This window comes from Chloracidobacterium sp., from assembly GCA_025057975.1.
Lineage (GTDB): Bacteria > Acidobacteriota > Blastocatellia > Chloracidobacteriales > Chloracidobacteriaceae > Chloracidobacterium.
This window is the reverse complement of sequence record JANWUV010000001.1, coordinates 264,739-289,924: the sequence shown is the minus strand read 5'-3', so window position 1 is coordinate 289,924 and position 25,186 is coordinate 264,739. Positions and strand designations below refer to the sequence as shown.

The following is a 25,186-nucleotide window of genomic DNA, read 5'->3' as shown; positions in this document are numbered from 1 at the left end:
TCGCTGACGCGAGAAGCGGTCTAAACGCCTTCCGCACGGCTGACACTTCGTCGGTCGCAGGCCCCCCACAAACCTACGGCGGCCAGAGCAAAGCCGGCCAGTCCGAACGTCGCCGGCACATTCCACCAGTGCGCCAGCGTCCCGGCCAGCAGGCCGCCTACCGCCATACCGCCTCGGAAGCAGACCATGTAGATGCTCACCGAACGCCCGCGCATGTCGTCTTCAATGTTCTGTTGGAAGCAGGTTGTGACCAGCGCGTAAGCCGCCACAAGGAGCGCCCCGCCGACAAACAGCCAGAAACAAGCCGCCCAGAACCAACTTGTGACGGCCAGCAGCGTCATACAAAGCCCCAGCGTCGCCTGCGCGCCAAACACCAACGGCAATAACTGCGCTTTTTTGGCGACCATCGCGGCCGCCACCGCGCCGACTACCGCGCCCAGACCGGAACAAGCCGCCAAGCGTGAAAACAACGCTTCGTCGCCATGCCAGACCATTTTGGTGTATTGCGGCAGCAAGGTTGGAACGGCGACGCCCAACCCGGTTGTCAATGCGGCAAGGAGGCACAGTCGCCGTCGGTTGGGATCGCCAAAGACGTAGCGCACACCCGTTAGAATCTCCTGCTGCCACGACTGACCGGCCGCCGCCCCAACGTACTGGGGCGGGCGGATCGTCGCCAACGCCGCCATCACGGCCAAAAACGACAGCGCGTTCAGGGCAAAGCAGGCGGCGACCCCAAAGCGCACCATCACCAACCCGGCCAGCATCGGCCCGACAACCCGCGCGAGGTTGAACTGCATGGCGTTGCCGGCGACGGCTTGCCCAACAAACGGCTTGGGAACGAGATTCGGCAACAACGCCAAGTAGGCCGGCCCGCTCATCGCCTGCGCCATGCCGGTCAGCAATGACAGGCTCAGGATGGCGTACACCAGCGGCATACCTCGCAGCGCCTGTGTTCCAACCAGTATCGCCAATGTCAGGGCGCTCGAAAGCTGTACGGCCTGCGACGCCAGCAACAGCTTGCGACGGTCAACGCGATCGGCGACGGCGCCGCCCACCAGCGACAGACTCAGCATCGGCGCCATCCCCAGAAAAGCATCCAGACCGAGGTAGAATGGACTCGCCGTCAACTCCAGAATGAGCCAAGCTTGCGCGACTTGCTGCATCCAGCTGCCCACGCTGGAAGCGAACGCGCCGGCCCATTGGCGACGGTAATCCCGGAAAGCGAAGGCGTGGAGCGCCTGCGGCAACCAAGTCGGGATGCCTAACGGCGCCGTGTTCTCCGAAGAAAGCGCGTTACTGGGCGAGTTTGATGATCCGGAAAATGATGGCGGTGAAAGGGTTGGTGAAGTCGGTGGAAAACTCGGCATACCTGTATCGTGCGTCGGTCACCTGCAATACGCAACCCCTAAGCAGGTTGCCTGAAGCGGCGGCTACGCGCCCATCGTAACAGGTTGCGGTTGCCTAACTCGCCGGGAACAGCGCCTCGTGTAGGGGCATCGAGCGGCAAACGCGCGTGCTTTGTTTGCTCCCCTAGGTCTGGGGACACTTCATTCGGAAGTTACGCTTTCAAGTGGACTGGTGGTCTGCTCTTTGGTTTCCCTGGCACAGGGCTGAAAGTGCTCCACCAGCCAACACGATGAAATACACGTCAAGGTAGCTGCGGTGACTGGTGTGCGCCCAAAACACCGCCGTCGTCAGTCCAAACGCAACGACGTGTGCGCCACAGAGCACCAACGGCGACCAACGCCGCCGCCGTGCTAGCCGCCATGCGCCGCCCAGCGCCAACAACATCACCGGAACATAACCGCCGCCGTAAACAAGCTGCTCGCGCCAGCCCTTGACGGGATTGAGCCGCCACCAAAAGGCTGCACCCAACTTGCGTCCAGCCGCCGCCAGCGTCCGCCCCGGATGCGCCCGGACAAACGCCAATGCCCGCGCGCGAAACCAGTCGTCCAGCGCCGTCTCGCCGCGCGCAACAGCTTGTTTGACCTCGGCCAGTTCGGTGGGCGTCAGCGCCGCCCACGCCGCTTCCGTACTGCGGTCAATGCTGCCCTGTGGGTAATGGCTGAACGTCTGCGGGTTGTTGCCGATCCAGAGCGAGTGGCCAATGCGCGTTGTTAGCGTCGGCCGCCCAACGACGAGAGTGTTCCGCAGCAGCCACGGCGCAAGGACGACGCAGACCGCCGCCGCGTAGCCACCCAACGTCTTCCACCAGACCGCCGCCGGCGTGCTTCGCATCGCAAACCAGAGCCAGCCCAGCGCGAGCGGCACAAACGGCGCAAGTGACGGCCGCACCAGCATCGCCAGTCCGGTCAAGCCCCCTGCCAACGCAGCCGCCCAAACTGGACGCCGCGCCGATGAAACCGCATCAAGAACCAACGTCGCCGCCGCAACCGCCAGCGTGTAAAGCCCGGTTTCCTGAAGCGCCGTATCGTGAACGACGAAGTAGGGATACAGCGCCGTCAGCGCCGCTGCGATGAGGCCGGCGCGCGCGTCAAACCAGCGCCGCGCCAAACCATATGCGCACAAAGCCGTGCCCGCGCCGACCAGCGACTGCGCCACAGCGACGGCTTCAAATCGGCGCGCGCCGCCAGTCGCCAGCGCCAGAAACGCCGGATACAGCGGCGTCCAGTAGGCGCAACTCAGTGCGTCCAAGCAGAAAGTGTGTTCATTGACGAGTTTCTGCGCCAGATCGAAATAAAAACCGTAACTCTGTTCCCAGAAGTTGGCTTCGCCGCGCGCCAGCCGGACGCTTAGCCGCGCCCCAAATGCAATGCCCCCAATGACGGCTAAGGTAATGAGCCGCCGCTGCTCAGTCATCAAGCGGCACTGTATCGAGAAAGACCAGCCCAAAGCCTTCCAGCGCCGTCAGCCGGCGGGGATGATTCGTCAGCAACCGAATCCGGCGCAGGCCCAGTGCGCGCAAAATTTGCGCCCCCGTCCCATAATCGCGGACGTTTCCGTGAATGATGGTTTCCCCCTTGGCGATGGCGCGCAGATGGTCTTCAAGGTGCGTACCGGCATGCTTCTGGCGCAAGTACAGCAGCACGCCGCAACCCTCGGCGGCAATTTTGCGGAGCGCCCGGCGCAGCCACTGTCCGGCTTCGTCGCTTGCTTCCTCGAAGACATCCCCCAGAAGCGTTTGTGAATGCACACGCACCAGCACCGAATCCACCTTGGCCGGTTCGCCCAGCACAAGCGCCAAGTGGACTTCGTCCGTAATATCGCTGCGAAACGTCATGGCGTGAAACTTTCCGTATGGCAGCGTCAAGTCGGCTTCAGCCGTGCAACGGACGTGAATTTCATTTGCCAGCCGATAACGGATCAGGTCGGCGACCGAGACGATCTTCAAGCCATGCCGGCGGGCGAATTCAACGAGCTGCGGCAGCCGCGCCATCGTTCCATCGTCGTTCATGATTTCACAGATGACGCCGGCTGGCGTTAGCCCGGCCAGCCGCGCCAAATCTACGCTGGCTTCAGTTTGCCCCGGACGCACCAAGACGCCCCCGCGCCGTGCGCGCAAGGGGAAAACATGCCCTGGTCGCGCAAGGTCTTCAGGGCGCGTCGCCGGATTGACGGCGGTGAGAATCGTCGTGGCGCGGTCGGCGGCGGAAATGCCGGTTGTCACGCCACGCTTGGCTTCAATGGATACGGTGAAGGCTGTACCGAAGCCCGACGTGTTGTTGGCGACCTGCAGGGGCAAATCCAGTTCGTCGCAGCGTTCTTCGGTCAGGGAGAGACAAATCAACCCCCGGCCGTACTTTGCCATGAAGTTGATAATGTCAGGCGTGACCTTTTCCGCCGCACAAACCAAATCCCCTTCGTTTTCACGATCCTCGTCGTCCACAACGATGACCATCCGCCCGGAGCGGATGTCGGCAATGGCTTCCTCAATTGAAGCAAGGGCTGTAGGCGTCGGGTTGCTCATTTTTCCTCGTAAGGCGAGGGACTACCAACCGACTAGGTTCAAAGTTTCTTTTAGTCTGCGCCTCAACCGGACGCAATCATCCGCCGACACCTCTCCCACGTCGGCTCAAGCGCCTGCGATGGCGGCAAAGTGTGGTCTCGGCTTAAGCTGTCCAAAAATATCGAATTCAAAGCGGCATAGTTACGTAGTTTTTCCACTTCCACCGGCGGGCGTCGGCGGCTGGCGTTTCAGGCGGGCTTCCTGCGATGACATCCGAGGCAGCCACGCCAAACTTGTTGTCTATTCAATGGAGCGGATTGATTGAATACCGCATCCTTCACGATGGGGGCGAAACGCTGAGCCAGGACGTTGGCGGCGCTTGCCCTTTTGCGACGCTTGTTTATACTGAATGACTTATCTTGGGCGCATATGGTGCGCGGCGTCATGGTCAGCGCCGCTCACCGCGTCGGATGGTTCAATGCTTAGGGTGGTGGGAGACCGCCGCCATTTCAGTCTTGAGGAACAACGGTGTTGGACATCGCCGAAACCATTGAGCGGCTTGTGACGCAGGACGGCTTCGAGTTTGTTGTGTGCGAAATGAAAGGAGCCGGACGACGGCGTCTGTTGCGCGTCGTGGTGGATCACCCAGCCGGCGTCACCCTAGAGCAATGCGCTGCGTTAAGCCGGCGGATTGGCGATCACCTCGATGCGATTGACGCCGTACCGACGGCCTACACGCTTGAAGTCTCCTCGCCCGGCGTTGAACGAGGTCTTTACCGGCTGGCGGATTACCAGCGCTTTGCTGGCCGACGCATCCGGTTGCGTACCACGACGGCCGTTCACGGCAAGCGCCTGTGGCGCGGACGACTCCAGGCGGTTCACGCGGACGATGCGCCGTTTATTGTCCTCGTCAACGACGCCGGGTTGGAAATGCGTTTTCCGCTTTCCGCCATCGAGCAGGCGCAGCTCGAAGTCAGCGCCGAAGAACTGTTTCGGATGGCGGAAGAAAAACGTGCGGCGCGTAAAGCAGTGACTCCCGTATCGTAACTGGCCTTAGAGGGAGGCAGCGGACTATGTCATTACTATCGGAACAGATTCAGGCCATTAGTCGGGATAAAAATATTGACCCGCGCATCATTATTGAGGCGATTCAAGACGCTGTGACGGCGGCTGCACGGCGGCACTTCAAGTCCAACGAAAACCTTGTCGCCATCTACAGCGAAGAAAGTCACCGCATGGAGTTATATGCCGCTAAGCGCGTCACCGACGTGGTGGTTTCACCGGAAACCGAGGTGTCGCTGGAAGAGGCGCTACAGGCCGACGCTTCCGCTGAGATTGGCGACGTGCTCTACGAACCGCGCCAAGATCGCTTTGAGGAGCTGGGGCGGATCGCTGCTCAAACCGCCAAGCAGATTATCATTCAGAAGGTTCGGGAAGCGGAACGCGAAAACATCTACAACGAATACATTGGGCGCGTCGGCCAGATTGTTCATGGGGTCGTCAAGCGTTTTGAGCGTGGGAACATCATTCTCGACATCGGGCGCACCGACGCCATTTTGCCGCGTTCCGAACAGTCCCCGGCGGAGTCCTTCAGCCAAAATGACCGCATCCGTGCCGTCATCATCCAGGTGACGAAGGACGCCAAAGAGCCACAAGTCCACGTCTCGCGGACGAGTCCAGAGTTGCTCAAGCGGCTCTTTGAAATGGAAGTTCCAGAAATTTACGACGGCACGGTGGTCATCAAAGCCGCCGCCCGCGAACCCGGTGAACGCGCCAAAATCGGCGTTGCGTCCAACGACCCGGATGTTGACCCAGTGGGCGCATGCGTCGGTATGAAGGGGTCGCGGGTACAGGCGGTGATTCGCGAACTGCGCGGTGAGAAAATTGACATCATCCCTTGGTCGGAGGATCCGGTGGTGTTCGCCGCCAACGCCTTATCGCCGGCCAAGGTCAGTCGCGTCCAGATTACGGACTTTACTAATCAACGCCTTGAAGTCATCGTTGAGGAATCTCAGCTTAGTTTGGCGATTGGTAAGCGTGGACAAAACGTACGGTTGGCGTCCAAGTTGGTCGGCTGGAACATTGACATTCGCAGCGAAGCGGAAATGAAACGCGAAGTCGCTAGCCAATTCCAGTCGCTGTTGTCACGAACAGACGCGCCGGCGACGGATTTGAGCGCCATCAATCCCGCCTACGCTCAATACCTAAAGAAGGCCGGCATCACCACGATTGAGGAATTGGCCGAGGCCCACGTCAATGACGTCGCCGGCATTCTTGACATCAGCTTTGACGAGGCCGTGGCGCTCATTGAACAGGCCAGACGGTTGTCGCCGAAGGCCGCTACCGGCCCGTCTCCGGCAGAAGCGACGCCGGTGACAGAGACAAACGTAGAAACGACGCCTCCAGTCGCTGCAGCAGCTACGGCGGACGGAGCGACACTTGAGGCTTCAACGACGGCGCTCGAAGAGGCCGCCGAAACGCCGCCAACTAGCGCGTCTCCCATTGAACAAGCGTCTTCTGAGACGGAGGGGGTAGCCGCCGTTGAGCCTCAATCTAAACCTGAGGCTTGAAGGGCGCATTGGCGGGCAGACCACGTAGAGGGGACGTAGCACGCATGACGACCAAAATCAGAATCTACGAGCTGGCGAAAGAGCTCAAGGTTGACAGCAAGCGGATCATTGAAGAACTGCAACGGATGGGGATCAAAGGGAACTATGTCCCCTCGAGCAGCATTGAGCAGACGACCGCCGAGCGGGTTCGCGAACGCTACAACCCAAACCGTGCCTCCAGCGCGAATGTACCACCGCCGACGCCAAAGCTGCGGAAGCTTCCCCCTGGCACAGTCATCCCAAACGTGCCGCTGACGACCATTCCCTCAGTCACTGCGCCGTCAGTGGCCGAGTCGCCGGCTTCGGTCGGCGTCAAACCGGCGGTGAGCGTCCCCGGCGCACGTCTTATCAAGAAGTCACCGGAACCGGCGCGCGCTACCGATACCCCGCCGGCTGCGGCGTCGCCGGCCGCTGCGCCGACTGCGGCTGCGCCGAAGCCTCCTGAGGCGGAAGCGACACTGCGCGTGGTCACATTATCACCGCCGCCTCCGGCAACGCCTGCGCCGAAGGCTGAGACCAAGCCGGCACCGGCGACCAGCATCAAGCCAATCATCGTCCCGCCGCCGGCCTCACCAACGAACGGCGGCGCTGCTGCACCCGCTCCGAGTAAGCCGCCTGCTCCAACGCCGCCGCCTTCAACGCAACCAGTCATTCGTAGCTTCACTGTTCCTGCGGTACGCTTACCGGCGGCGGAGCAACCGGCGGCGCGCGCCGAACAGGCAACCCCAGCCAAACAGGAAACAACCCCAGAAAAGCGGGCGGAACTGCGTGAGGGACGTGCCGCTCGACCCACAATCAGCCGTGTGCCGTCGCCAGTGGATACCACCGCCCCGCCCCATACACGCACCACCTATGTCCCGCCGCAGGTTCCCGACCGCGGGCGCGCTGGTCGGGGGCGGCGCAGCGCGAAAGGTAAGCCTGAGCCTGCTGGACGAATCCGTGAGTTTGAAAAGAACCTTGTCCGCCCAGAACCTCCGGCGGCCCCGGCGCCCAAGCCCAAGCCGGTCTTTACTGAACTGAAGCCGGTAACAGTGGTCGAAGGGACAACGCTCAAAGAGCTGGCCGAGAAGCTTGAAGTCAAACCCAAGGACATTGCAGCGGCGCTGCTCACTAAAGGGATCATCGCCACCATCAATCAAACGCTTTCGGAAGAGGCGATGCGGGAGGTGGCGCGCGAGTTTGGCTACGAAGTGACAGTGCGCAGCCTTGAGGAAATCATCAACGAACAACAGGACATCCTCGCTATCGAGAGCGATTCGCTGGACGATATTGAGCCGCGTGCGCCGGTCGTCGCCGTGATGGGACACGTTGACCACGGCAAGACCAGTTTGCTGGACGCCATCCGCAACACGCGCGTGGCGGCCGGTGAAGCTGGTGGAATTACCCAGCACATTGGCGCATACAGCGTTGAAGTCCCGGATCCTGACAACCCGGAAAAACTCCGGCGCGTGGTGTTTCTTGACACACCGGGTCACGAAGCCTTCACAATGATGCGTGCGCGCGGTGCCAAAGGGGCGGACATTGCCGTGATCGTCGTCGCCGCCGATGACGGCGTCATGCCGCAGACCATTGAGGCGGTTGACCACGCCCGCGCAGCCAAAGTACCGATTGTTGTCGCCATCAACAAGATTGATAAACCGCAGGCGAACGTTGAGCGCGTCAAGAAGCAACTGTCTGAGATTGGCTTGGTCTGCGAAGAATGGGGCGGCGACACCGTCATGGTTGAGATTTCGGCGAAGCAACGCCGTAATCTCGACACGCTCCTCGAAATGATTCTGCTCACTGGCGATCTTCTCGACCTCAAAGCGCCGACAAAGCGGTTGGCGTCGGGCGTTGTTCTAGAAGCGCGGCTTGACAAGGGACGCGGCCCAGTGGCGTCGGTTTTGGTGCAGCAGGGAACGCTCAAGGTCGGGGACCCGCTCATTGTCGGTCTGCACTTTGGGCGCGTACGCGCGTTGATAGACGACCGTGGACGCTCCATCACCGAAGCCGGACCTTCCGTGCCGGTCGAAGTGCTGGGCCTGCAAGGCGTACCCAAAGCCGGTGACCTGTTCCAAGTGGTGGACGACGCGGCCCGCGCCCAGGAGTTGGCCAACTACCGCCAGTCGAAGATGCGGATGGCGCAGCTGTTGAGCAGTTCAGCCCGCGGTCTTGAAGACATGTACCAGCAGATGAAGAGCGGTCAGCTCAAAGAGTTGCTGGTCATTCTCAAGGCCGACGTACAAGGTTCGGTCGAGGCGCTGCGCGAAACCCTCCAGAAGCTTTCCAACGACAAGGTGAGCATCCGTGTCATCCGGGCCGATGTCGGCGCGATTACGGAATCCGACGTGATGCTGGCGTCCGCGTCAAACGACATGTCGCACGTTTGCATTATCGTCGGCTTCAACGTCCGGCCGGCGCCACGGGTCGCTGAGCTGGCCAAACAGGAGCGAGTGGATATTCGCCTGCACACCGTCATCTACAAAGTCGAAGAAGAAGTGCGTAAGGCGATGATCGGCATGCTAGACCCGCTCACGAAGGAAGTTGAGTTGGGTCGTGCGGAAGTACGCAAGGTCATCAAAGTGCCGAAAGTGGGGAACATCGCCGGTTGCTTTGTGGCGGATGGCGTCATCAAGCGTGGGGCAAAGGTGCGCCTGATTCGGGACTCCGTGGTGGTCTATGAAGGCGAAATTGCCTCCCTGCGCCGGTTCAAAGACGACGTTGCGGAGGTCAAAGCAGGCTTTGAGTGCGGCGTTGGGCTGGATCGCTTTTCCGACATCAAGGAAGGTGACATCATCGAGTGTTACACGCTCGAAAAGTACGCCGCAATGGAGTTGTAACCGAACCCATGCGACGCCACGCCAGCCATGGTTCGCGGTCAACCGGCGCAGCCCGTCATCGCCGGGCGCGCCTCAGCGAAGCCTTCCGCACAGAAATTAGTGAGATTGTTCGCTTCGAGCTGACGGATGAAGCCGTAGACCCCGTGGCGATCCACTATGTGGCGTTGAATGCGGCGGGAACGTCGGCGCGCGTTTATGTCAGCGGCGACGGGTGCGCCGAGACGGATTTCACCGCCACCGTTCGGGCGCTCAATGCGGCGAGGGACTTCATTCGGCGTTCGCTGGGACAACGGCTTGGGCTGCACCGTGTCCCGTCACTCCATTTTGTTCTCGACAAAACGCTCCTTTCCGCGTCTCGGATTGAGGCCATTCTGAACGAGGAACGCCCCCGTTTTTCCGCCTTGGACGCCCCTCCGTCTGCGGAGGACGGCAAGCCATGACGGATGCGGCGGTCGTCTGTTCGGCGACCGGCGGGCCGAACACCCTTGATGGAGTTGAAGCCCTATGCTCAGCCAAGTGGTTGAACTCATCGAATCAAAACGGCGCTTTTTGATCACCGGCCATGCCCGCCCGGATGGGGACAGCACCGGATCGTCGCTGGCGCTCTACTGGTGCTTGCGCGCGTTGAACAAGGACGCTGTTGTGATGATGCGCGACCCGATTCCGTCCGCCTATCAGGAGTTGCCCGGTGTGGGCGACGTGTTGATTCGACCGACGATTGATGAGACGTACGACGCGGCGTTTGTCATTGAGTGCAGCGATCTTAACCGTCCCGGTCTACCGGGACTGGAAAAGCAGTTCATCGTCAACATTGACCATCACACGACGACGGCGCTCTTCGGGCACATCAACTGGATTGATGCTACAGCGGCGGCCGTCGGCGAAATGATCTACAACCTGTGCAAGGCGCTGGGCGTCACCATCAACCAACCCATCGCCGAGTGTGTGTACGCCGCGCTGCTTTCCGATACGGGTTCGTTCCACTACGCCAACACGACCGAGCGGACATTCAAAATTGCTTCGGAGTTGGTAAGGCGTGGGGCGCGTCCGGCGCACGTGGCGCGGGCGCTTTATGCGTCACACTCGTTCGGCAAAATCAAGTTGTTGGGCAGCGTTCTGTCTACCCTGCAGCGCGATGAGAGCGGGCGCGTCGCTTGGGTGACGATGACGCGCGATATGATGGAAGCCGCCGACGCCACTGAAGACGACCTGGAAGGCATCGTCAACCACCCGCTTTCTATCCGGGATGTGGAGGCCGCCGTTTTCTTCAAGGAAATTCATCCCGGACAGTTCCGCATCAGCCTCCGGTCAAAGGGCAACGTGGACGTGTCAAAAATTGCGGAACGCTTCGGCGGCGGCGGGCACAAGTGCGCCTCTGGCTGTACCGTTGTCGGCAGCCGAGACAGCGTTGAAAGCCGTGTTCTGGCTTCGCTTCAGTCCGCGCTGGGCGGGGCTTCGCTGGCCGCCGACTAACGCTTTGCCATTGGGGACTTTGCCTATGCCGCCCACCACTGACGCCTCTTCCCTTGGTCGTAAGGCGTCTTCCGTCGGAACGGTGACGCCGACCCCGGTGGCTGCCTCAAAACAGATTCTGGTTTGTTTGGCCGCCTGGATGGTGCCCGGTCTTGGTCACGGCCTGCTGGGGCGTTATGGACGCGCGGCGCTCATCGGATTGAGTATTTACACGATGACCGTGCTAGGGTTGGTGATGCGCGGACACTTGTACTCGCCGTTCGATCTCGATGAGTTGTTCTCCTTTCGGGATGTCCTCTCCAAGATTTGCTTGGTCGGGCAAATTGGAATTGGCGTTCTTCAGCCGGTATTGCGCCTGCTGGGGGTTGGGTCCAGCTTTGAGTTCAGGGCAGCGACGTATGAGTATGGCACGTACTTTCTGGTTGTCGCCGGCTTGCTCAACTATCTGGTGATTTTTGACGCCTTTGACATCGCCAAAGGGCGCAAGAGCTGACCGGGAGCACCGCGCCGATGCATCTGCTTGTCATGATGACGTTTGCGGCGTTGACTTCAACCGTCTTGGCCGCCATCACCAATGAAGCGGAAACGCCGCGTGAACGTCTCCTCTACGGCCTCAAGACCTTTGGCGCGTTTGTCGGGATTGGTTTGGTCATTAGTTGGGTGATTTATTTCATTCCATGAGCGCCGTCGTTGAGTCGTCCATCTTGGTAGTCGGTTGCCGCCGAGGCGGCCGATGGCGTCCCGGAGAAGCACCGTGATGGATTATGCTTTCACCAGCGACAAGCTCCGCGAAGAATGCGGCGTTTTCGGCGTGTGGGGTCACCCGGAAGCCGCCCGTCTAACCTACCTTGGGCTGTATGCTCTACAGCACCGTGGACAGGAGTCGGTCGGTATTGTGACGAGCGACGGGGAGCGTCTGTACGCCGTACGCGGTATGGGCGAAGTCAACGACGTGTTTACGGAGGCCGTCTTTGACCGACTGCCCGGTTGGAGCGCCATCGGCCATGTTCGCTATTCAACCGCCGGTGAGGTCAGCCTGCGTGAAGCCCAGCCGTTTTCTATCAAGTGCCATCGCGGAGAGATCGCCGTTTGTCACAATGGAAACTTCCCGTTCGCCGACGCTTTGCGCGCCGAGCTGGAGCGCGATGGGGCGATCTTTTCTTCGACAAGCGATACGGAGATTGTCCTGCACAAGCTGGCTAGGTCGCGCCAACCCGACCTGCGGCAAGCCATCGCCGAAGTTTTTCGGGAACTGGAGGGCGCGTACTCGATTCTGATCCTCACACCGGATTGCCTGTTCATTGTCCGTGACCCGCGTGGTTTTCGTCCGCTTTGTCTGGGGGAGTTGGATGGGGCATATGTGGTGGCTTCAGAAACGTGCGCTTTTGATTTGATTGGCGCGACTTACCTGCGCGACATTGCGCCGGGCGAAGTGCTGGCAGTGAATCGGCGCGGCGTTCACTCAGAGCATCCACTTCCACCGCAGACGCCGGCGTTTTGCATTTTCGAGCACGTGTACTTTGCGCGTCCCGACAGCCGCATTTACGGACGCAGCGTCAACAAAAGCCGCCACAAGATGGGCAAGCAGTTGGCGCGCGAACACCCCGTGGAAGCGGATATTGTTGTTCCAGTGCCGGATTCGGGGGTGGCGGCGGCGATTGGGTACGCGGCGCAGTCGGGCATCAGCTTTCGGTTTGGACTGGTGCGCAACCACTATATTGGACGGACGTTCATCGAGCCGGCGCAGGCGATCCGCAACTTCGGCGTCAAGGTCAAGCTCAATCCGGTTCGTGATCTGATTGAGGGACGGCGTGTTGTGTTGGTGGACGACTCACTCGTACGCGGTACAACCAGCCGGAAAATCGTTGAAATGATTCGTCAGGCTGGGGCGCGGGAAGTGCATTTACGGATTAGCTGTCCGCCGACGATTTCGCCGTGCTACTACGGGGTGGACACGCCCTCACGGGCGGAGTTGATCGCTGCGAATCAGTCCACAGAGGAAATCCGGCGGTTCATCAACGCGGACAGCCTTGGTTATTTGAGCCACGAGGGTTTGCTGGCGGCGTGTGGCGCAGACGAGGGGCTTCAGTTTTGTACGGCGTGCTACACAGGTAAGTATCCCTTGCCCGTACCGCTTCGCGCCGTCGGGCGCAGCGGCGGTTAGGGTTCTCGCCAAGGTAGAAGCGTCCCCGCCGTACATAAGACGTCTTTAGGTGCGCGCACGCCGCCTACTTGGTCTGAAGAACAAATCCGCAGCGGGGAAGCTTGGGCGCTCCGGAGGCGTCCTCGCGTTCCCGAGCGGCGCGTCTTTGTGGAGAGCGCACCGAAGAAGTGCAATGGGGGCGACAATGTGGAACATCTTTCGCGCGTCACGTCGTCTGTCGGCGGTTTTGGCGCTGCTGCTTTTGCTGACCGGCTTCGGCGGTTCGTCGCCGCTTCCGGCCAACTTGGACGCCGTCAGCGCGACGCAGCTCAAGCGACACCTTTCGTTTCTAGCCTCGGCCGAACTAGGTGGGCGCTACACGCTCAGCGCCGGCAACCGCATCGCAGCGCGCTATCTGGCGGCTCAACTCGAAGCGTTTGGCTATCGAGGCGCGGCGGCGGATGGTTCGTTTTTTCAGCTCATTCCTTTTGTGACCCGCACCGGCGGGCAGGACTCAACCATCACCTTGGACAGCACCTCAAAGCCGTTTGTTCATGGCGAGGACTTTATTCTGCGCGATCCGACGGCGACGCTGCCCAATCTCTCGCTGCAAGCCGAGCTGGTTTTTGTCGGTTACGGGGTGTCTCATCCAAAGCTGGACGCTTACCGGAACGTCAACGCCGATGGCCGGATTGCTGTCTGTTTGGCGAGTGGGATGCCTGCTGAACTCACTGGTGAAACCTTGCCTGAAAACTGGCGGGAGCAGGCGGCGCTGGAACACGGCGTCCGCGCCCTGCTGTTGATCCCAGACGAGAAGCTGGCCGAGGGGTGGGCGCAGGCCGCCGCGTACGCACGCCGTCAGTCGCGGCCGCGCGTCCGCCCCAAAGCCGAGACGACAGCCGTTGCGCCGGCGGCACCCACGTTCTTACTGAGTCCCGCCGCTGCTGAAGCCGTGCTCGCCGACTTCAATCTGACGCTGAAACAGCTCTATGAAGCGGCTAAGACTGGCGCAACGTTGCCTTCGGTCGCTGGCTCGCGACAGTGCGTCATTCGGACTTTTGAGAATGAAAAAGTTGAGTACGGCCGAAACGTCGTTGGCGTCCTTGACGGGAGCGACCCTGAACTCAAGCGGGAGTATGTCGTTCTTAGCGCGCACTACGACCACCTGCCCGCGCAGGGGGAAACCATTTTTCCCGGCGCAGACGACGACGGCTCCGGGACGGCGGCGGTCTTGGAGCTGGCGCGGGTTTTTGCTGAGGGGCCGCGCCCGAAACGCTCCATTCTGATTTTGTTCAACACGGGTGAAGAAATGGGTTTGCTTGGCTCCGGCTACTTCACCGACCAAGAGCCGCTCGTCCCTCTTGAGGCTATTGTTGCCAACTTCAACATTGACATGATTGGCCGCTCACGCGCACCCGGCGACACGCAACGCGAAAATGCGGCGCTGACCGACCGCGACGGCGTTTTCCTCATCGGGCCAGACAAACATAGCAGCGAACTCTTCGAGTTGAGTAAACAGACTAATGAGGAAACCGTCAGGCTGCGGCTTGATTACACCTACAATGACGAAAACCACCCGCTACGGCTTTTCTACCGCAGCGATCACTGGAATTTCGCCAAGCACGGTGTTCCCGTCATTTTCTACTTCACGGGCTTACATGCCGACTATCACCGTCCGACCGATACAGTAGACAAGATAGACTTTGAAAAGATGACCCGGATTACCAAGCTCGTTTACGCTACGGCTTGGCGAACAGCCAATCGTGAGCGTCGCTTTGAATTGGATAGATGGAAACGCCCTTCATCTTCAGATCGGCGACGGTGATTTTTTGACTGGTGAAGAGGAGGGGAAAACCGATGGGGAAGCGGCTGAAATGAAAACCAAGGATGTTTTCTTAGCGCGGAGGCTCGCACGGGCCTAACCTAAGAAGCGCGTCACTGTGAAGGTGACAAAGTGTTGGCGTCGTAAGCCAGTCGGCTAAAGCCTGTCGCGCTTGGCGTCGTTTGGTTCAACTGGGCAACGAGGTCGTCTTTTCGTTTGGCTTTGCCTATGGTTTGCTTCATTTCCCCATCCTGTTTTCGACTTAGACAGCGATGAAAAAGCTCTTTATTACCGGTGGAAGTGGTTTTATTGGGCGGTCGCTTCTCCCGGCGCTCAAGCTTGAAGGATACGATTTGGCAGCCCTGTCACGAAAAGTTCGTGACACTTCCAGCGGCGTTCGCTGGGTGCTGGGCGATCCGATGGCAGCCGATGACTGGCAAAAGGAAGTGGATGGCGCTTTCGGTCTTATCAACCTCGCCGGCGAGCCAATTGTAGGCAAGCGGTGGACGCCGGAGCAGAAAAAACTTCTCCGGGACAGTCGGGTAGCGACAACCCAGAACCTTGTCAGCGCCATTGCTCAGGCGAAACGCAAGCCGAAGGTTTTGATATCGGCTTCAGCGATTGGGCTATATCCCAAAAATCAGGAAACCGAACTAGACGAGACCAGTCATCCCGCCGACGACTTTCTTGGGAAACTCTGTCAGGAATGGGAAGACGCCGCCAAGGTCGCTGAAGTACACGGTGTACGCACCGTGCTGCTACGGATTGGCGTTGTCCTTGGGCGGGACGGCGGCGCACTGGCGCGGATGCTGCCGGTCTTCAAACTCGGCCTCGGCGGCCCGCTGGGCAGTGGGATGCAATGGTTTTCTTGGATTCATGTCGCTGATGTGGTCGGGTTGATCCAGTGGGCGCTGGCGTCGGACGCCATCCAAGGGCCAATCAACGCCGTAGCGCCGAACCCAGTGCGGATGAGGGACTTCGCCGCCACGCTTGGCAAGGTGCTCAACCGCCCGGCGTTTCTACCGGCACCGGCGTTTGCGCTCAACTTGATGCTTGGAGAATCAGCGCAAGTGGTGTTGGACGGGCAGCGGGTTGTGCCCAGAGCAGCCCTCCAGCAGGGCTATGTATTTCGTTTTTCGGCGCTGGAGGATGCGTTGCGCGACGTGGTTTGAGCAAAGCCGTTGTCGCTGGCGGAAGGCGGCGGCGAGGAGCGGCGCTGGATGACGACAATCGTGATGTCGTCTGACTGCTCGCCGTCCCCGATGTGGCGTTTGACATCCGCCACAATCGCCTCGCAGAGGGACTGTGCACCTTGGTCAGCATGGCGGTCGACAACCGCCGCTAACCGCTCATAGCCGTAGGCCGCCCTTTCCTCGTTCAAGGCCTCCACGACACCGTCACTAGTTAGCACCAAGCAATCTTGGCTTTCGAGGTGCAGGACGGCTTGCAGTTCGTTGTACGTTGTCCGCCGAAAACTCCCCAGCGGTAGGCCGCCGACTTCGAGGAACGTTACGGCGGACTCTCCAGAAAGTGCGCCGCGCCGTCGGTAAGCCGGCGCTGGCAAGCCTGCGTTCGCCACAGTAAAGCGGCCGCTAGTGAGGTCAAGCTGTACGTAGGCGGCGGCGACAAACATGCGAACCCGTTTCATATCCGGGTAGAGCAGCTCATTGAGACGCGTTAGCATGGCGGCGCAACCAAGTTTGTCCTCCTCAACTTCACTGCGGAACGTGGTCATCGCCACCGCCGTAAACAGGGCGCCGGAGACGCTCTTCCCCGAGACGTCACCCATAAAGATGCCAAGCGTTTTGTTCGGCCCATGAAAAAAGTCATAGAAGTCACCGCCGACTTCGCGCGCCGGCAACGTGGCGGCGGCAATATCCCAACCTTCAAGCTGCGGCGCATTCGTCGGCAGGAACGCCGCTTGGATTCGAGCCGCCAGCGCAAGTTGTTGCGCCTGACGTTGTTCTTCGATCACGCGCTCTAGGAGCGTTGGTTGAGTATCCCGCTCGCTTTCCGCTGGCCGCCACGTCAATGCCACCGTTGTGAAGGGCAGCATCACCGATAACGCCGGCAACCAAGGCGAAAAGCCCGTCGCTGGAAGGGTCGCTGCGATGACCGCCATGCCAGTCGCTTGATAAACCCAGATAGCACAGAGCGTCGCCCATAATCCGAAACTCTCGAAGGTCGCCGTGAGCGCTAACGCCAGCACGACATCCCGCACCCAGAACCACGGCGTAGTGAGGTTGTATGACGTCACGAAGATGAAGGGATCATTCCACCCGATGCCACCGACCAACGCCGTCGCCAGCCAAGCAACCCGGAGCGGCCAGCGAAGCCAATCCGCCAAGGCAAGCCAGACAAAGGCGATAAAAACAATGCCTTGTGTGAAGGTACCCGCGATCAGCGTCCCAAACACCAGCAACTCTGGCGACCAGGCGTCAAGCAGCAACATGAGCTGGTCGCTGGCTTGCTCTATCGGCCGCCTTGAACCGTTGGTCAGCCAACAAAACGCGCCGGTAAAACCAAGCAGCGCCCACCCAACACCGCTTCCGACCAAGTTGCGTTCTAACATTGTGGCGTAAGGCACGCGCCGGAGGAGCAGGACGGAGCGAAAAACCTCCGCACATGGGCGCTGAATCTCATACTCAATGTGCAGCAGCGCTGCGCACGCCGCCCAAACCGTTCCCATCTCCAGAAGGATGTAGATCAGACCGGAAACCAACTGGCTGCCAACGCTGATAACTATCCCCTGTTGAGTCTGCAAACTCGCCAGCCGCAGTGGAGAGCTGTCGCCGACCGGGCTTTCGAACATGCTCTTGTTGACGGTGTAAGGCAGCGAGGCGGCAAACGCTAACAGCAGGCTGCAGCCCACTACAGCGGCGCTTACGGTCGGGACACGCCAAAGAATGGCATGGCGGCGAGCTGTTTTGAGAAGGTACGCGATCGCTACCGCAAGTAAGCCAATTTGAAGTGACAGCGTGAGGAGCGGCGGAACAATGCTGAGATCAAGCTGACGAAGCTGGTTGACGGCGGTTGGTTGAAGACGATGCTGGAAGTACCAAACGGTTTCGCCGCGCAACCGCACAACAATCACGCGCGTCAGTTCCGGCAGCTCCGCCACAGGTTGTTGCCAACGAACCTCCGTTTCCGTCTGCCCCGGTACGCTTTCAACTTGAGGAGCGCCCAGCCACGCCAACCCAACGCCAGCGCCGTTGAGAAAAGCGCGCGCCCGCGCAATGGCCGTTTCCTGCGGCGGCTCGTTTGTCGTCGGTGGCGTCTCGCCGTTGAGATAGCTCACCAACTCGCCCGTACTGGTCAGGCCAATCCGTGCAGCCAGCTTGCCGTTGGATCGAAACCAGACGACGTGGTCAATCACCAAGGGCAAATGCGCTTGATGGGCCAAGCGGCGGGTGTCGGCTTCCGGCCGACTCTGGCGCAGCACGGTCAGCGACGGCCTATCCAGTTGGAGTAGGCGAAACGTAAAGCCATCCGGCGGCGGCTGGCCCGTTTGCCGAAGCAGAAAGTCATGCGCTAGACGGGTGTTGGTCGGGCGGTCGAGCTCATCAAGCAGTGTCAGGTCTGGAAGGTTTTGGCTTGTTAGCACTAAACCCGAGACCAAGCCAAAGAGCGCAATAACCGCGACGACAACTGTCGGGGGAAATGGCAACCGGCTGGTCCAAGCAGGCATCTGGACAGACTACTTTACCAGAGCAATCGGCAATGCCAGTCGTTCAATCCAGTGCCACCCCGCCATTACGCCTACGACGCCGTACAGCGATGGCGCTTCTGCAGCGAGTCGTGCCAGGATGGGCTACGGGGTCTTTCTCTTCGACGACTTCATCGCCTTAGTTTTCGCTGAAGCAGGGGGTGGAGCTTCAGCGGCGGCTGTCTTCTGCGGCATTGCAGTGGTCGGTTCCGTTGTCTTTGCCTTTCGTGTTCGCTTCGGCTTGTCGGCGACCTCAGCCGTCGGCGACAGTGCCGCCGCTGCGCCTACTTCAGGAGCCGTCGCTTTTTTGCTGCGGCGCGCGACTGGCTTGCGAGTCGGAGCTGGAGCAGGCTGGTCGTCTGGCGGTGACAGCGTCACGGAGGGAATGGATTCCTCCGCCATTGCGCTTTCGCTGATGGCGGCGTTCATTTTTTGGCGGCGTTTGATTTCTTCCTCAACCAGTTTTTCAAGAATTTCGTTTTCCGCCCGAAACCAGTCGTCCGCCATATGCTGCGGCGTACTGTAGCCGCGTTCGAGTGAAATCTGATGCGCCCGACGACGAATCGCATCTACAACGGCTCGGTCCTGCAGCAGTGACTGACGAACTTGTTGTGTATCTATCATGCCGTGCCCAGTACCTCCGTGGGTCTCCCCATAATGCGCGCCGCGCGGTGAAGACAGCGACCTTGAATGGCGACCGGCGCGAGCGTAGCTGGTGGGGAGTGCAAAGAATCGGCGTCGTCCAGCTTGTCCACGCATTGTTTGGAGATTTTTTTGGACGACAACTGCTAAAGACACTACCATGCGGACTTTAGTTTGAAAACCCTCGACAACCTCCTTTAGTCATCGGTGGCGTTTTGTTGCTGATGTTTTATGTAAAAACGCCTAGTTCTAGAAGTTATGGCTGACCGTACACCAACAATCCTGATCGTGGACGATGAGCTAAGCATGCGTGAACTTCTCGATCACGTCTTCCGTCGGGCGGGCTACCGGACCTTCATCGCTGAAAACGGCGCTCAAGCCTTGGAAGCCCTGCGGAGTAAGGTGTTCGACATTGTGCTGTCTGATGTCAGGATGCCGCGTCTTTCGGGAACGGAACTGCTGCATGAATGTCGGCAGCTCTCTCCTGATACTGTTGTGATTCTCATGACGGCGCACGGCACAGTGGAGCAGGCCCGGGAAGCCTTCAAGTTGGGCGCGGACGACTTTATTCAGAAGCCCTTCGACATTGATGAACTCAAGCTCATCGTCAAGAACGCTTACGAAAAGAGCCTCCTGCGCCGCGAAGTCGCCTTGCTCAAGCGCGAGCTGGGCGACCGCAACCGCCTGGAGAACATCATCGGACGCAGCCGCCCGATGCAGGAGGTCCTCCGCCTCATTCAAACCATCGCCGGGACGAACAGCACCGTCCTGATTACCGGCGAGTCTGGAACCGGCAAGGAATTGGTGGCGCGTGCCATCCATGCCTGCAGCCCGCGCAGTGACCGGCCGTTTGTCTCAATCAACTGCGGCGCTTTTACGGAAACTCTCTTAGAGTCGGAACTGTTCGGCTACATGAGGGGCGCGTTTACGGGCGCCGTGACCAACAAGAAGGGCCTCTTTGAGGCGGCTGACGGCGGGACGCTCTTCCTCGACGAAATCGGGGAGATGAGCTTAGGAATGCAGGTTAAGCTGTTGCGCGTCCTTCAGGAACGTTCGATTCGGCGAGTCGGCGGGACGGAGGAAATCCCGGTGGATGTCCGAGTCGTCGCGGCGACTAACCGTGATCTATCGCAGATGGTCGAAGCCGGTACATTTCGCAAAGACCTGTACTTTCGGGTCAATGTCATTCCAATCTCGGTCCCGCCGCTGCGTGAGCGGCGAGAAGACATCCGCGATCTGGCGATGCATTTTCTCAAAAAGTACGGCCAGCATCGCGTCCCTCCGGTGACTTCCATCTCGGAAGCGGCGCTCAAGTACCTTGAAAACTACTCGTTTCCGGGTAATGTCCGGGAACTGGAAAATTTGATCGAACGGGCTGTCGCGCTAGAGCCAACCCATGAAATCCAGCCTGAACGTCTGCCCGAGAGCGTCTTACGCTACGACCCGGCCCGCGCCGCCTCCGCCTTCGAACTACCGGAACAAGGTATTCATCTTGAAAACTTCCTGATGGAGATTGAGAAGTCCTACATTCTGCAATCGCTGCGCCGGACACGCGGCAATCAGACCAAAGCGGCGGAGTTGCTCAACATGTCGGTGCGCAGCCTGCGCCACCTCCTGGATAAGCATAAGATTCGGCACACGGCGAGCATGTTTCGGGAAAGCGGCGCGCGTACAGAAGACAGTTCAGAAACGCCCTGAACTGAATCCGCGTTTGCGCCGCCTCTTGACTTTTCAGACCGGCGGCGCTTGTGAAAGTCACCTATGAAAAAAGTTCTCATTGCAGGCGGCGGTTTGGCGGGCTTGGCGGCCGCCTACGACCTAACGCAGGCCGGCTGCGCGGTTGAGCTCTTCGAAGCGCGCGATGTGCTTGGCGGCAAAGTCTCTGCTTGGAAAGACGCCGACGGCGACTGGATTGAATCCGGCCTGCACGTTTTTTTCGGGTGTTATGAAGAACTCTTCAAACTGATGCACGCGGTCGGCGCAGACGCTTACCTCCGGTGGAAAGCGCCGGTTTGCCATTTCACCTTACCGGGCGGCGTCACCTACGACATCGTGTCTTGGCGCGGGCTGCCATTTCCCCTGCACTTACTACCGAACCTCGTCACAGCCAACCGGTTTTCACTAATGGAAAAGTTGGCGTACGGACGCGCCCTGTTGCCGGTGTTATTTGGCGACGGCGGCTATGCCGACGCCCAGGATGGCATAAGTTATGCCGAGTGGCATCGCCGGCAAGGCCTTGGCGACAACCTTCTCGGAGGCATGCTGCTGCCGCAAACCCTAGCGCTGAAGTTTTTGCCGCCGGACGAGTTGTCGGCGCAAGTAGTCCTCAACGTGTTTCGTCTGTTTTTGCGGCGGGACGACGGCTTCCAAGTCGCATTCCTTGAAGGCTCGCCGGAAGAATGCCTGACGCAGCCGTTGGCGCGCGCCATCGAGCGTGCCGGCGGACGCCTCCACGTGCGGTCGAAAGTCAAGCGCATTGAGCTTGACGCCGCTGGACAGATTCGGGGCTTTGTCGTCAACGACACACTGCAAACAGGCGACGCCTACTTGTGCGCTTTGCCGGTTCATCAAATGAATCGGTTGATCCCGGCCGCTTGGCGCGCCCAGTACCCGTACTTTGCCAACCTGCGTCACTTTGTGGGCGTTCCGGTCATGAATGTTCAGCTCTGGTTGGACGGTCGGCTGACGGAGCGCGACAATCTACTTTTCGGTGGCGCGGGCGTCACGCCGGTTTACGCCGACATGAGCCTGACGACGCCGCGTTATGCGCCGGCAAGTGGACATACCCTCCTTGAAGCCGTTGTTGCCCCTGCGCGCGACCTCTTTCAGCTGAGCGATGAAGAAGTCGTCGCGGCGGTCTGGGAGCGGATGAAGTCGTACTATCCCACAATTGCACCTCGGTTGAATGTTGTGAAGTCGGTCGTCGTGCGGATTCCGCAGTCAGTTTACCATCCGAAACCGGGGATTGAACGTTACCGTCCGACGCAGGCGTCACCTGTCCCCAACTTCTTTCTCGCGGGTGGGTTTACCCGCGGCCACCGGTTCTTCGACAGCATGGAGGGAGCAACTGCCAGCGGACGACTGGCCGCCAAAGCCATCCTGCAGTTTTTACGCAGCGCGGCCTCTAAAAACGCCGTCATTGGCTCAAATTCGGCCGCTTAGTGTGCTTTTCGAGCAAATCTAGCGAGTCAACCCGCCGGTCAGTGGGGGGCAGTGAGGAAAAGCAGTTGCGGTGCATCCGGCTAGGCAGCCTGCGCGGCAGGAAAGCTAGGCGCTCTCCCCGCTTTTGTCCGACGGGGAAACCGTGCGTCGCCGCTATACAGGTTGGGAAGTTTGGCGGCGCTCACCGGCTGCTGCGCTGGAGGGCTATACCTTCTCGAAAAAACTGCTCTGGGTGGTGGGTCAGCCCGCCAGTGGCGTGGCGGCGGCGTTCCACTGCTTTCCTGCGTGGAAGCTCGCCGCGCACCAACCAGCCAGCAGTCGCTTATTGCCCCAGCAGTCGCTTATTGCCTTGGAAAGCGTCTTAGCGCCTTTAGGAAGTCGCTAGCGCCTCCGTCGGTTCGGGCGTCAGCGCCCGGAAAGCGATCCGGTTGTCCTCAATAAAGGCCTCGATTTGCGTCGCGTCTTTGAAGTCACCCCGAATCACAGCGTCGGAGAGCGGGTCCTCGACAAAGCGCTGGAGCGCACGCCGGAGCGGACGCGCGCCATACTGGCGCTCATCGGCGGTTTGCTGCACGATCCAGCGCATTACCTCCGGCGTCGCTGAAAGCGACAAACCTTGGTGCGCCAAGGTGTCGTTGAGATGCGCAAACAAGAGCGCAACAATCGCTTCTAGGTCGGCTTCGGCAAGGGGCTCAAAAATGATGATGTCGTCCAACCGGTTGATGAACTCCGGGCTGAAGGTTTGCCGGACGGCGTTCATAACGGCGGCTTCGTCGTCGGTTTGTCCGCTTGGTTGGAAGCCCAAGCGTCCTCGTTTCTGGATCAGCCGTGCGCCGATGTTTGAGGTCAGGATGATGATGCAGTTCTTGAAATTGACCGTTGTCCCAAGGCTGTCGGTTAGTTGCCCATCTTCCAGCACCTGAAGCAACAGGTTGAACAGGTCCGGGTGCGCTTTCTCAATTTCGTCGAAGAGCAGAACCGAGTATGGATGCCGCCGGACACGCTCCGTTAGTTGCCCGCCCTCTTCATGCCCGACGTAGCCCGGAGGCGCGCCGATAAGCTTGGCGACAGCGTGCTTCTCCATGTACTCCGACATGTCAAAGCGGATGAGCGCACGTTCTGTTCCAAAGAGCAGTTCCGCAAGCGTCCGCGCCGACTCGGTTTTGCCGACGCCGGTTGGACCGAGGAAGAGAAAGCTGCCGACGGGACGCTTCGGACTGCGGACGCCCGCCCGCGAACGCCGAATGGCGCGGGCCAGCGCCGAAATGGCGCGTTCTTGGCTGATGACGCGCCGGTGGAGTTCATCTTCTAGCCGGAGCAACTTTTGCACATCGTCTTCCTTGAGGGAGGCAACCGGAATGCCCGTCCAGCGGGCAATGACCTCTTCAATGTCGGCGCGCGTCACAACCGGCGGCGCAGAGGGCAGAAAAGCCGCCTCTGCGTTGACCGATGATTCTTCGCCAAAGTTTGCGCCGAAGCTTGTAAAGTAGGTTGTGCGTCGCGGAACTGAAGCCGCCGACTGCGCCGCCCGCAGTTTGACTTGCGTTCCGGCTTCATCAATCAGGTCAATCGCTTTGTCCGGGAGGAAGCGATCGACAATGTAGCGGTTCGACTGATGCACGGCTGCTGCCAGAGCTTCCGGCGTGTAGGTGACGCCATGAAACTCTTCGTACTTTTCTTTCAAGCCGTTGAGAATGGCTAGCGCTTCTTCTTCCGTTGGCGGCGCGACGGGGACCGACTGGAAGCGTCGTTCCAGCGAACGATCCTTTTCGATGCTGCGCCGAAAATCGGCCGGCGTGGTGGCGCCGATGCACTGAATCTCACCGCGGGACAGCGCTGGTTTCATGATGTTCGCTGCGTCCAGCGAACCTTCCGCCGAACCGGCTCCAACCAGCGTGTGAATCTCGTCAATAAAGACGATGATGTTTCGCGCCTCCGCCAACTCGCGCATGATGTTTTTGAGGCGTTCCTCAAACTGTCCACGGTATTTCGTCCCAGCAACGACCAAACTCAGATCAAGCGCGACGATGCGCTTGTCGGCTAGGAAAGGCGGCACGTCGCCGGTGACAATCCGGTGGGCCAAGCCTTCCACAATCGCCGTTTTACCGACGCCCGGCTCGCCAATCAGCAACGGGTTATTTTTGTTGCGGCGACAAAGAATCTGAATGACCCGCTCAATCTCGACGCGCCGCCCAATGAGTGGATCAAGCATTCGCCGGGCCGCCATATCGGTCAGGTCACGGCTGTACTCAGCAATTCCGTTAGACTCTTTCTTGGTGACGCCTGTCGCAGGCGTTGTGGCGGGCGGCGCCAACGTCCGCAGAATTTCTTCCCGGATGGCATGGGGACGCAGGCCGTGTTCGTAAAGAATGCGCGCCGCCAAGCTGTTTTCTTCCCGCAGCAACGCCAGCAGCAGGTGCTCCGTACCGATGGCGCGCATGTTCAGGCGTTCCGCCTCTTCAGCGGCGTGAACAAGAATCCGTTTAGCTTCTGGCGAGAGTGGTAAGTCCATCGCCACTGTTGTGCGTTCACGGCGCACCGTCCGGGCCTCGATGTCGCGCCGTACGCTATCCAGCGTCAGATGGGCTTTGAGGAAAAAGCGGTTGGCTAGCGCTTTGTCTTCGCGCATCAGGCCCAACAAGAGATGCTCGGCTTCAATAGACGATGCGCCAAACTGACCGGCTTCGTACCGGGCGAAAAAAACGACCCGCCGAGCCTTTTCTGTGTATCGCTCGAACATATGGAGTTCCTCGCTGAGGAGGTCAGTATCCCGTCGGCTATCCGCCGAGGACGCTGCCGGATAGCCGAAAGGTTGCCGCTGGAACACGTCCGATTATGCGCTGACCTCCGGCTATCGTTCGTACCGAAAGCGACACTGCTCGACTTTTCAAGCGCCGCATTCT

Annotated in this window: 19 protein-coding genes; 13 read left to right on the top strand and 6 right to left on the bottom strand. The window is 59.9% G+C overall.

What is annotated here, in order from left to right:
• Window positions 1–20 precede the first annotated feature (20 nt).
• On the bottom strand, window positions 21–1,247 hold the full coding sequence (locus tag NZ585_01185; GenBank protein ID MCS7078651.1) for an MFS transporter: 1,227 nt from the start codon (window positions 1,245–1,247) through the stop codon (window positions 21–23).
• A gap of 10 nt (window positions 1,248–1,257) precedes the next feature.
• Between NZ585_01185 and NZ585_01180 the strand changes: the two genes are divergently transcribed.
• Entirely contained in the window at window positions 1,258–1,422 is a 165-nt protein-coding gene (locus tag NZ585_01180; GenBank protein ID MCS7078650.1) for a hypothetical protein, read from the top strand.
• Between the two features lie 144 nt (window positions 1,423–1,566).
• Here the strand turns inward: NZ585_01180 and NZ585_01175 are convergent, their stop codons facing one another.
• Window positions 1,567–2,820 (bottom strand): glycosyltransferase family 39 protein, encoded by a 1,254-nt coding sequence (locus NZ585_01175; GenBank protein MCS7078649.1) that lies wholly within the window; start codon window positions 2,818–2,820, stop codon window positions 1,567–1,569.
• Window positions 2,813–3,928, bottom strand: coding sequence for a 3,4-dihydroxy-2-butanone-4-phosphate synthase (ribB, locus tag NZ585_01170; protein ID MCS7078648.1), 1,116 nt, complete (start codon window positions 3,926–3,928; stop codon window positions 2,813–2,815). The genes NZ585_01175 and ribB overlap by 8 nt, the downstream gene beginning before the upstream one ends.
• Before the next feature lie 507 nt (window positions 3,929–4,435).
• Between ribB and NZ585_01165 the strand changes: the two genes are divergently transcribed.
• The 10 genes from NZ585_01165 to NZ585_01120 all read left to right on the top strand — a co-directional run bounded on the left by NZ585_01165 (window position 4,436) and on the right by NZ585_01120 (window position 15,945).
• Window positions 4,436–4,954 carry a ribosome maturation factor RimP gene (locus tag NZ585_01165; GenBank protein ID MCS7078647.1) on the top strand — a complete coding sequence of 173 codons (519 nt, stop codon included), beginning with the start codon at window positions 4,436–4,438 and terminating at the stop codon, window positions 4,952–4,954.
• Window positions 4,955–4,980: 26 nt separating this feature from the next.
• Window positions 4,981–6,477, top strand: coding sequence for a transcription termination factor NusA (gene nusA / locus NZ585_01160; GenBank protein MCS7078646.1), 1,497 nt, complete (start codon window positions 4,981–4,983; stop codon window positions 6,475–6,477).
• 44 nt (window positions 6,478–6,521) lie between these two features.
• Window positions 6,522–9,335, top strand: coding sequence for a translation initiation factor IF-2 (gene infB, locus NZ585_01155; GenBank protein MCS7078645.1), 2,814 nt, complete (start codon window positions 6,522–6,524; stop codon window positions 9,333–9,335).
• A gap of 8 nt (window positions 9,336–9,343) precedes the next feature.
• Entirely contained in the window at window positions 9,344–9,775 is a 432-nt protein-coding gene (gene rbfA, locus NZ585_01150) for a 30S ribosome-binding factor RbfA (GenBank protein ID MCS7078644.1), read from the top strand.
• 64 nt (window positions 9,776–9,839) lie between these two features.
• A complete protein-coding gene (locus NZ585_01145; GenBank protein MCS7078643.1) occupies window positions 9,840–10,808 on the top strand; it encodes a bifunctional oligoribonuclease/PAP phosphatase NrnA in 969 nt (322 codons plus the stop codon).
• A 25-nt stretch (window positions 10,809–10,833) separates the two neighbouring features.
• The gene (locus NZ585_01140) at window positions 10,834–11,301 is read left to right on the top strand and encodes a hypothetical protein (protein ID MCS7078642.1); all 468 of its coding nucleotides are present in this window, start codon (window positions 10,834–10,836) and stop codon (window positions 11,299–11,301) included.
• A gap of 17 nt (window positions 11,302–11,318) precedes the next feature.
• Complete coding sequence (locus NZ585_01135; protein ID MCS7078641.1) at window positions 11,319–11,489, top strand: hypothetical protein; 171 nt, start codon at window positions 11,319–11,321, stop codon at window positions 11,487–11,489.
• A gap of 76 nt (window positions 11,490–11,565) precedes the next feature.
• Complete coding sequence (purF, locus tag NZ585_01130; GenBank protein ID MCS7078640.1) at window positions 11,566–12,972, top strand: amidophosphoribosyltransferase; 1,407 nt, start codon at window positions 11,566–11,568, stop codon at window positions 12,970–12,972.
• Between the two features lie 172 nt (window positions 12,973–13,144).
• Window positions 13,145–14,776 carry a M20/M25/M40 family metallo-hydrolase gene (locus NZ585_01125; GenBank protein MCS7078639.1) on the top strand — a complete coding sequence of 544 codons (1,632 nt, stop codon included), beginning with the start codon at window positions 13,145–13,147 and terminating at the stop codon, window positions 14,774–14,776.
• Between the two features lie 269 nt (window positions 14,777–15,045).
• Entirely contained in the window at window positions 15,046–15,945 is a 900-nt protein-coding gene (locus tag NZ585_01120) for a TIGR01777 family oxidoreductase (protein ID MCS7078638.1), read from the top strand.
• On the opposite strand, the gene NZ585_01115 is transcribed toward NZ585_01120, so the two are convergent.
• Together NZ585_01115 and NZ585_01110 are read right to left on the bottom strand one after the other, a co-directional pair.
• Window positions 15,894–18,461 carry a PP2C family protein-serine/threonine phosphatase gene (locus NZ585_01115; GenBank protein MCS7078637.1) on the bottom strand — a complete coding sequence of 856 codons (2,568 nt, stop codon included), beginning with the start codon at window positions 18,459–18,461 and terminating at the stop codon, window positions 15,894–15,896. The two genes, NZ585_01120 and NZ585_01115, sit on opposite strands and share 52 nt — an antisense overlap.
• 123 nt (window positions 18,462–18,584) lie before the next feature.
• The gene (locus NZ585_01110; protein ID MCS7078636.1) at window positions 18,585–19,103 is read right to left on the bottom strand and encodes a DUF2934 domain-containing protein; all 519 of its coding nucleotides are present in this window, start codon (window positions 19,101–19,103) and stop codon (window positions 18,585–18,587) included.
• Window positions 19,104–19,379: 276 nt separating this feature from the next.
• On the opposite strand from NZ585_01110, the gene NZ585_01105 reads away from it, so the two are divergent.
• Together NZ585_01105 and NZ585_01100 are read left to right on the top strand one after the other, a co-directional pair.
• The gene (locus NZ585_01105; GenBank protein MCS7078635.1) at window positions 19,380–20,819 is read left to right on the top strand and encodes a sigma-54 dependent transcriptional regulator; all 1,440 of its coding nucleotides are present in this window, start codon (window positions 19,380–19,382) and stop codon (window positions 20,817–20,819) included.
• 63 nt (window positions 20,820–20,882) lie between these two features.
• Entirely contained in the window at window positions 20,883–22,283 is a 1,401-nt protein-coding gene (locus tag NZ585_01100; protein ID MCS7078634.1) for an FAD-dependent oxidoreductase, read from the top strand.
• A 370-nt stretch (window positions 22,284–22,653) separates the two neighbouring features.
• On the opposite strand, the gene NZ585_01095 is transcribed toward NZ585_01100, so the two are convergent.
• Window positions 22,654–25,023, bottom strand: a complete 2,370-nt coding sequence (locus NZ585_01095; GenBank protein ID MCS7078633.1) for an ATP-dependent Clp protease ATP-binding subunit — start codon at window positions 25,021–25,023, stop codon at window positions 22,654–22,656.
• Between the last annotated feature and the right edge of the window lie 163 nt (window positions 25,024–25,186).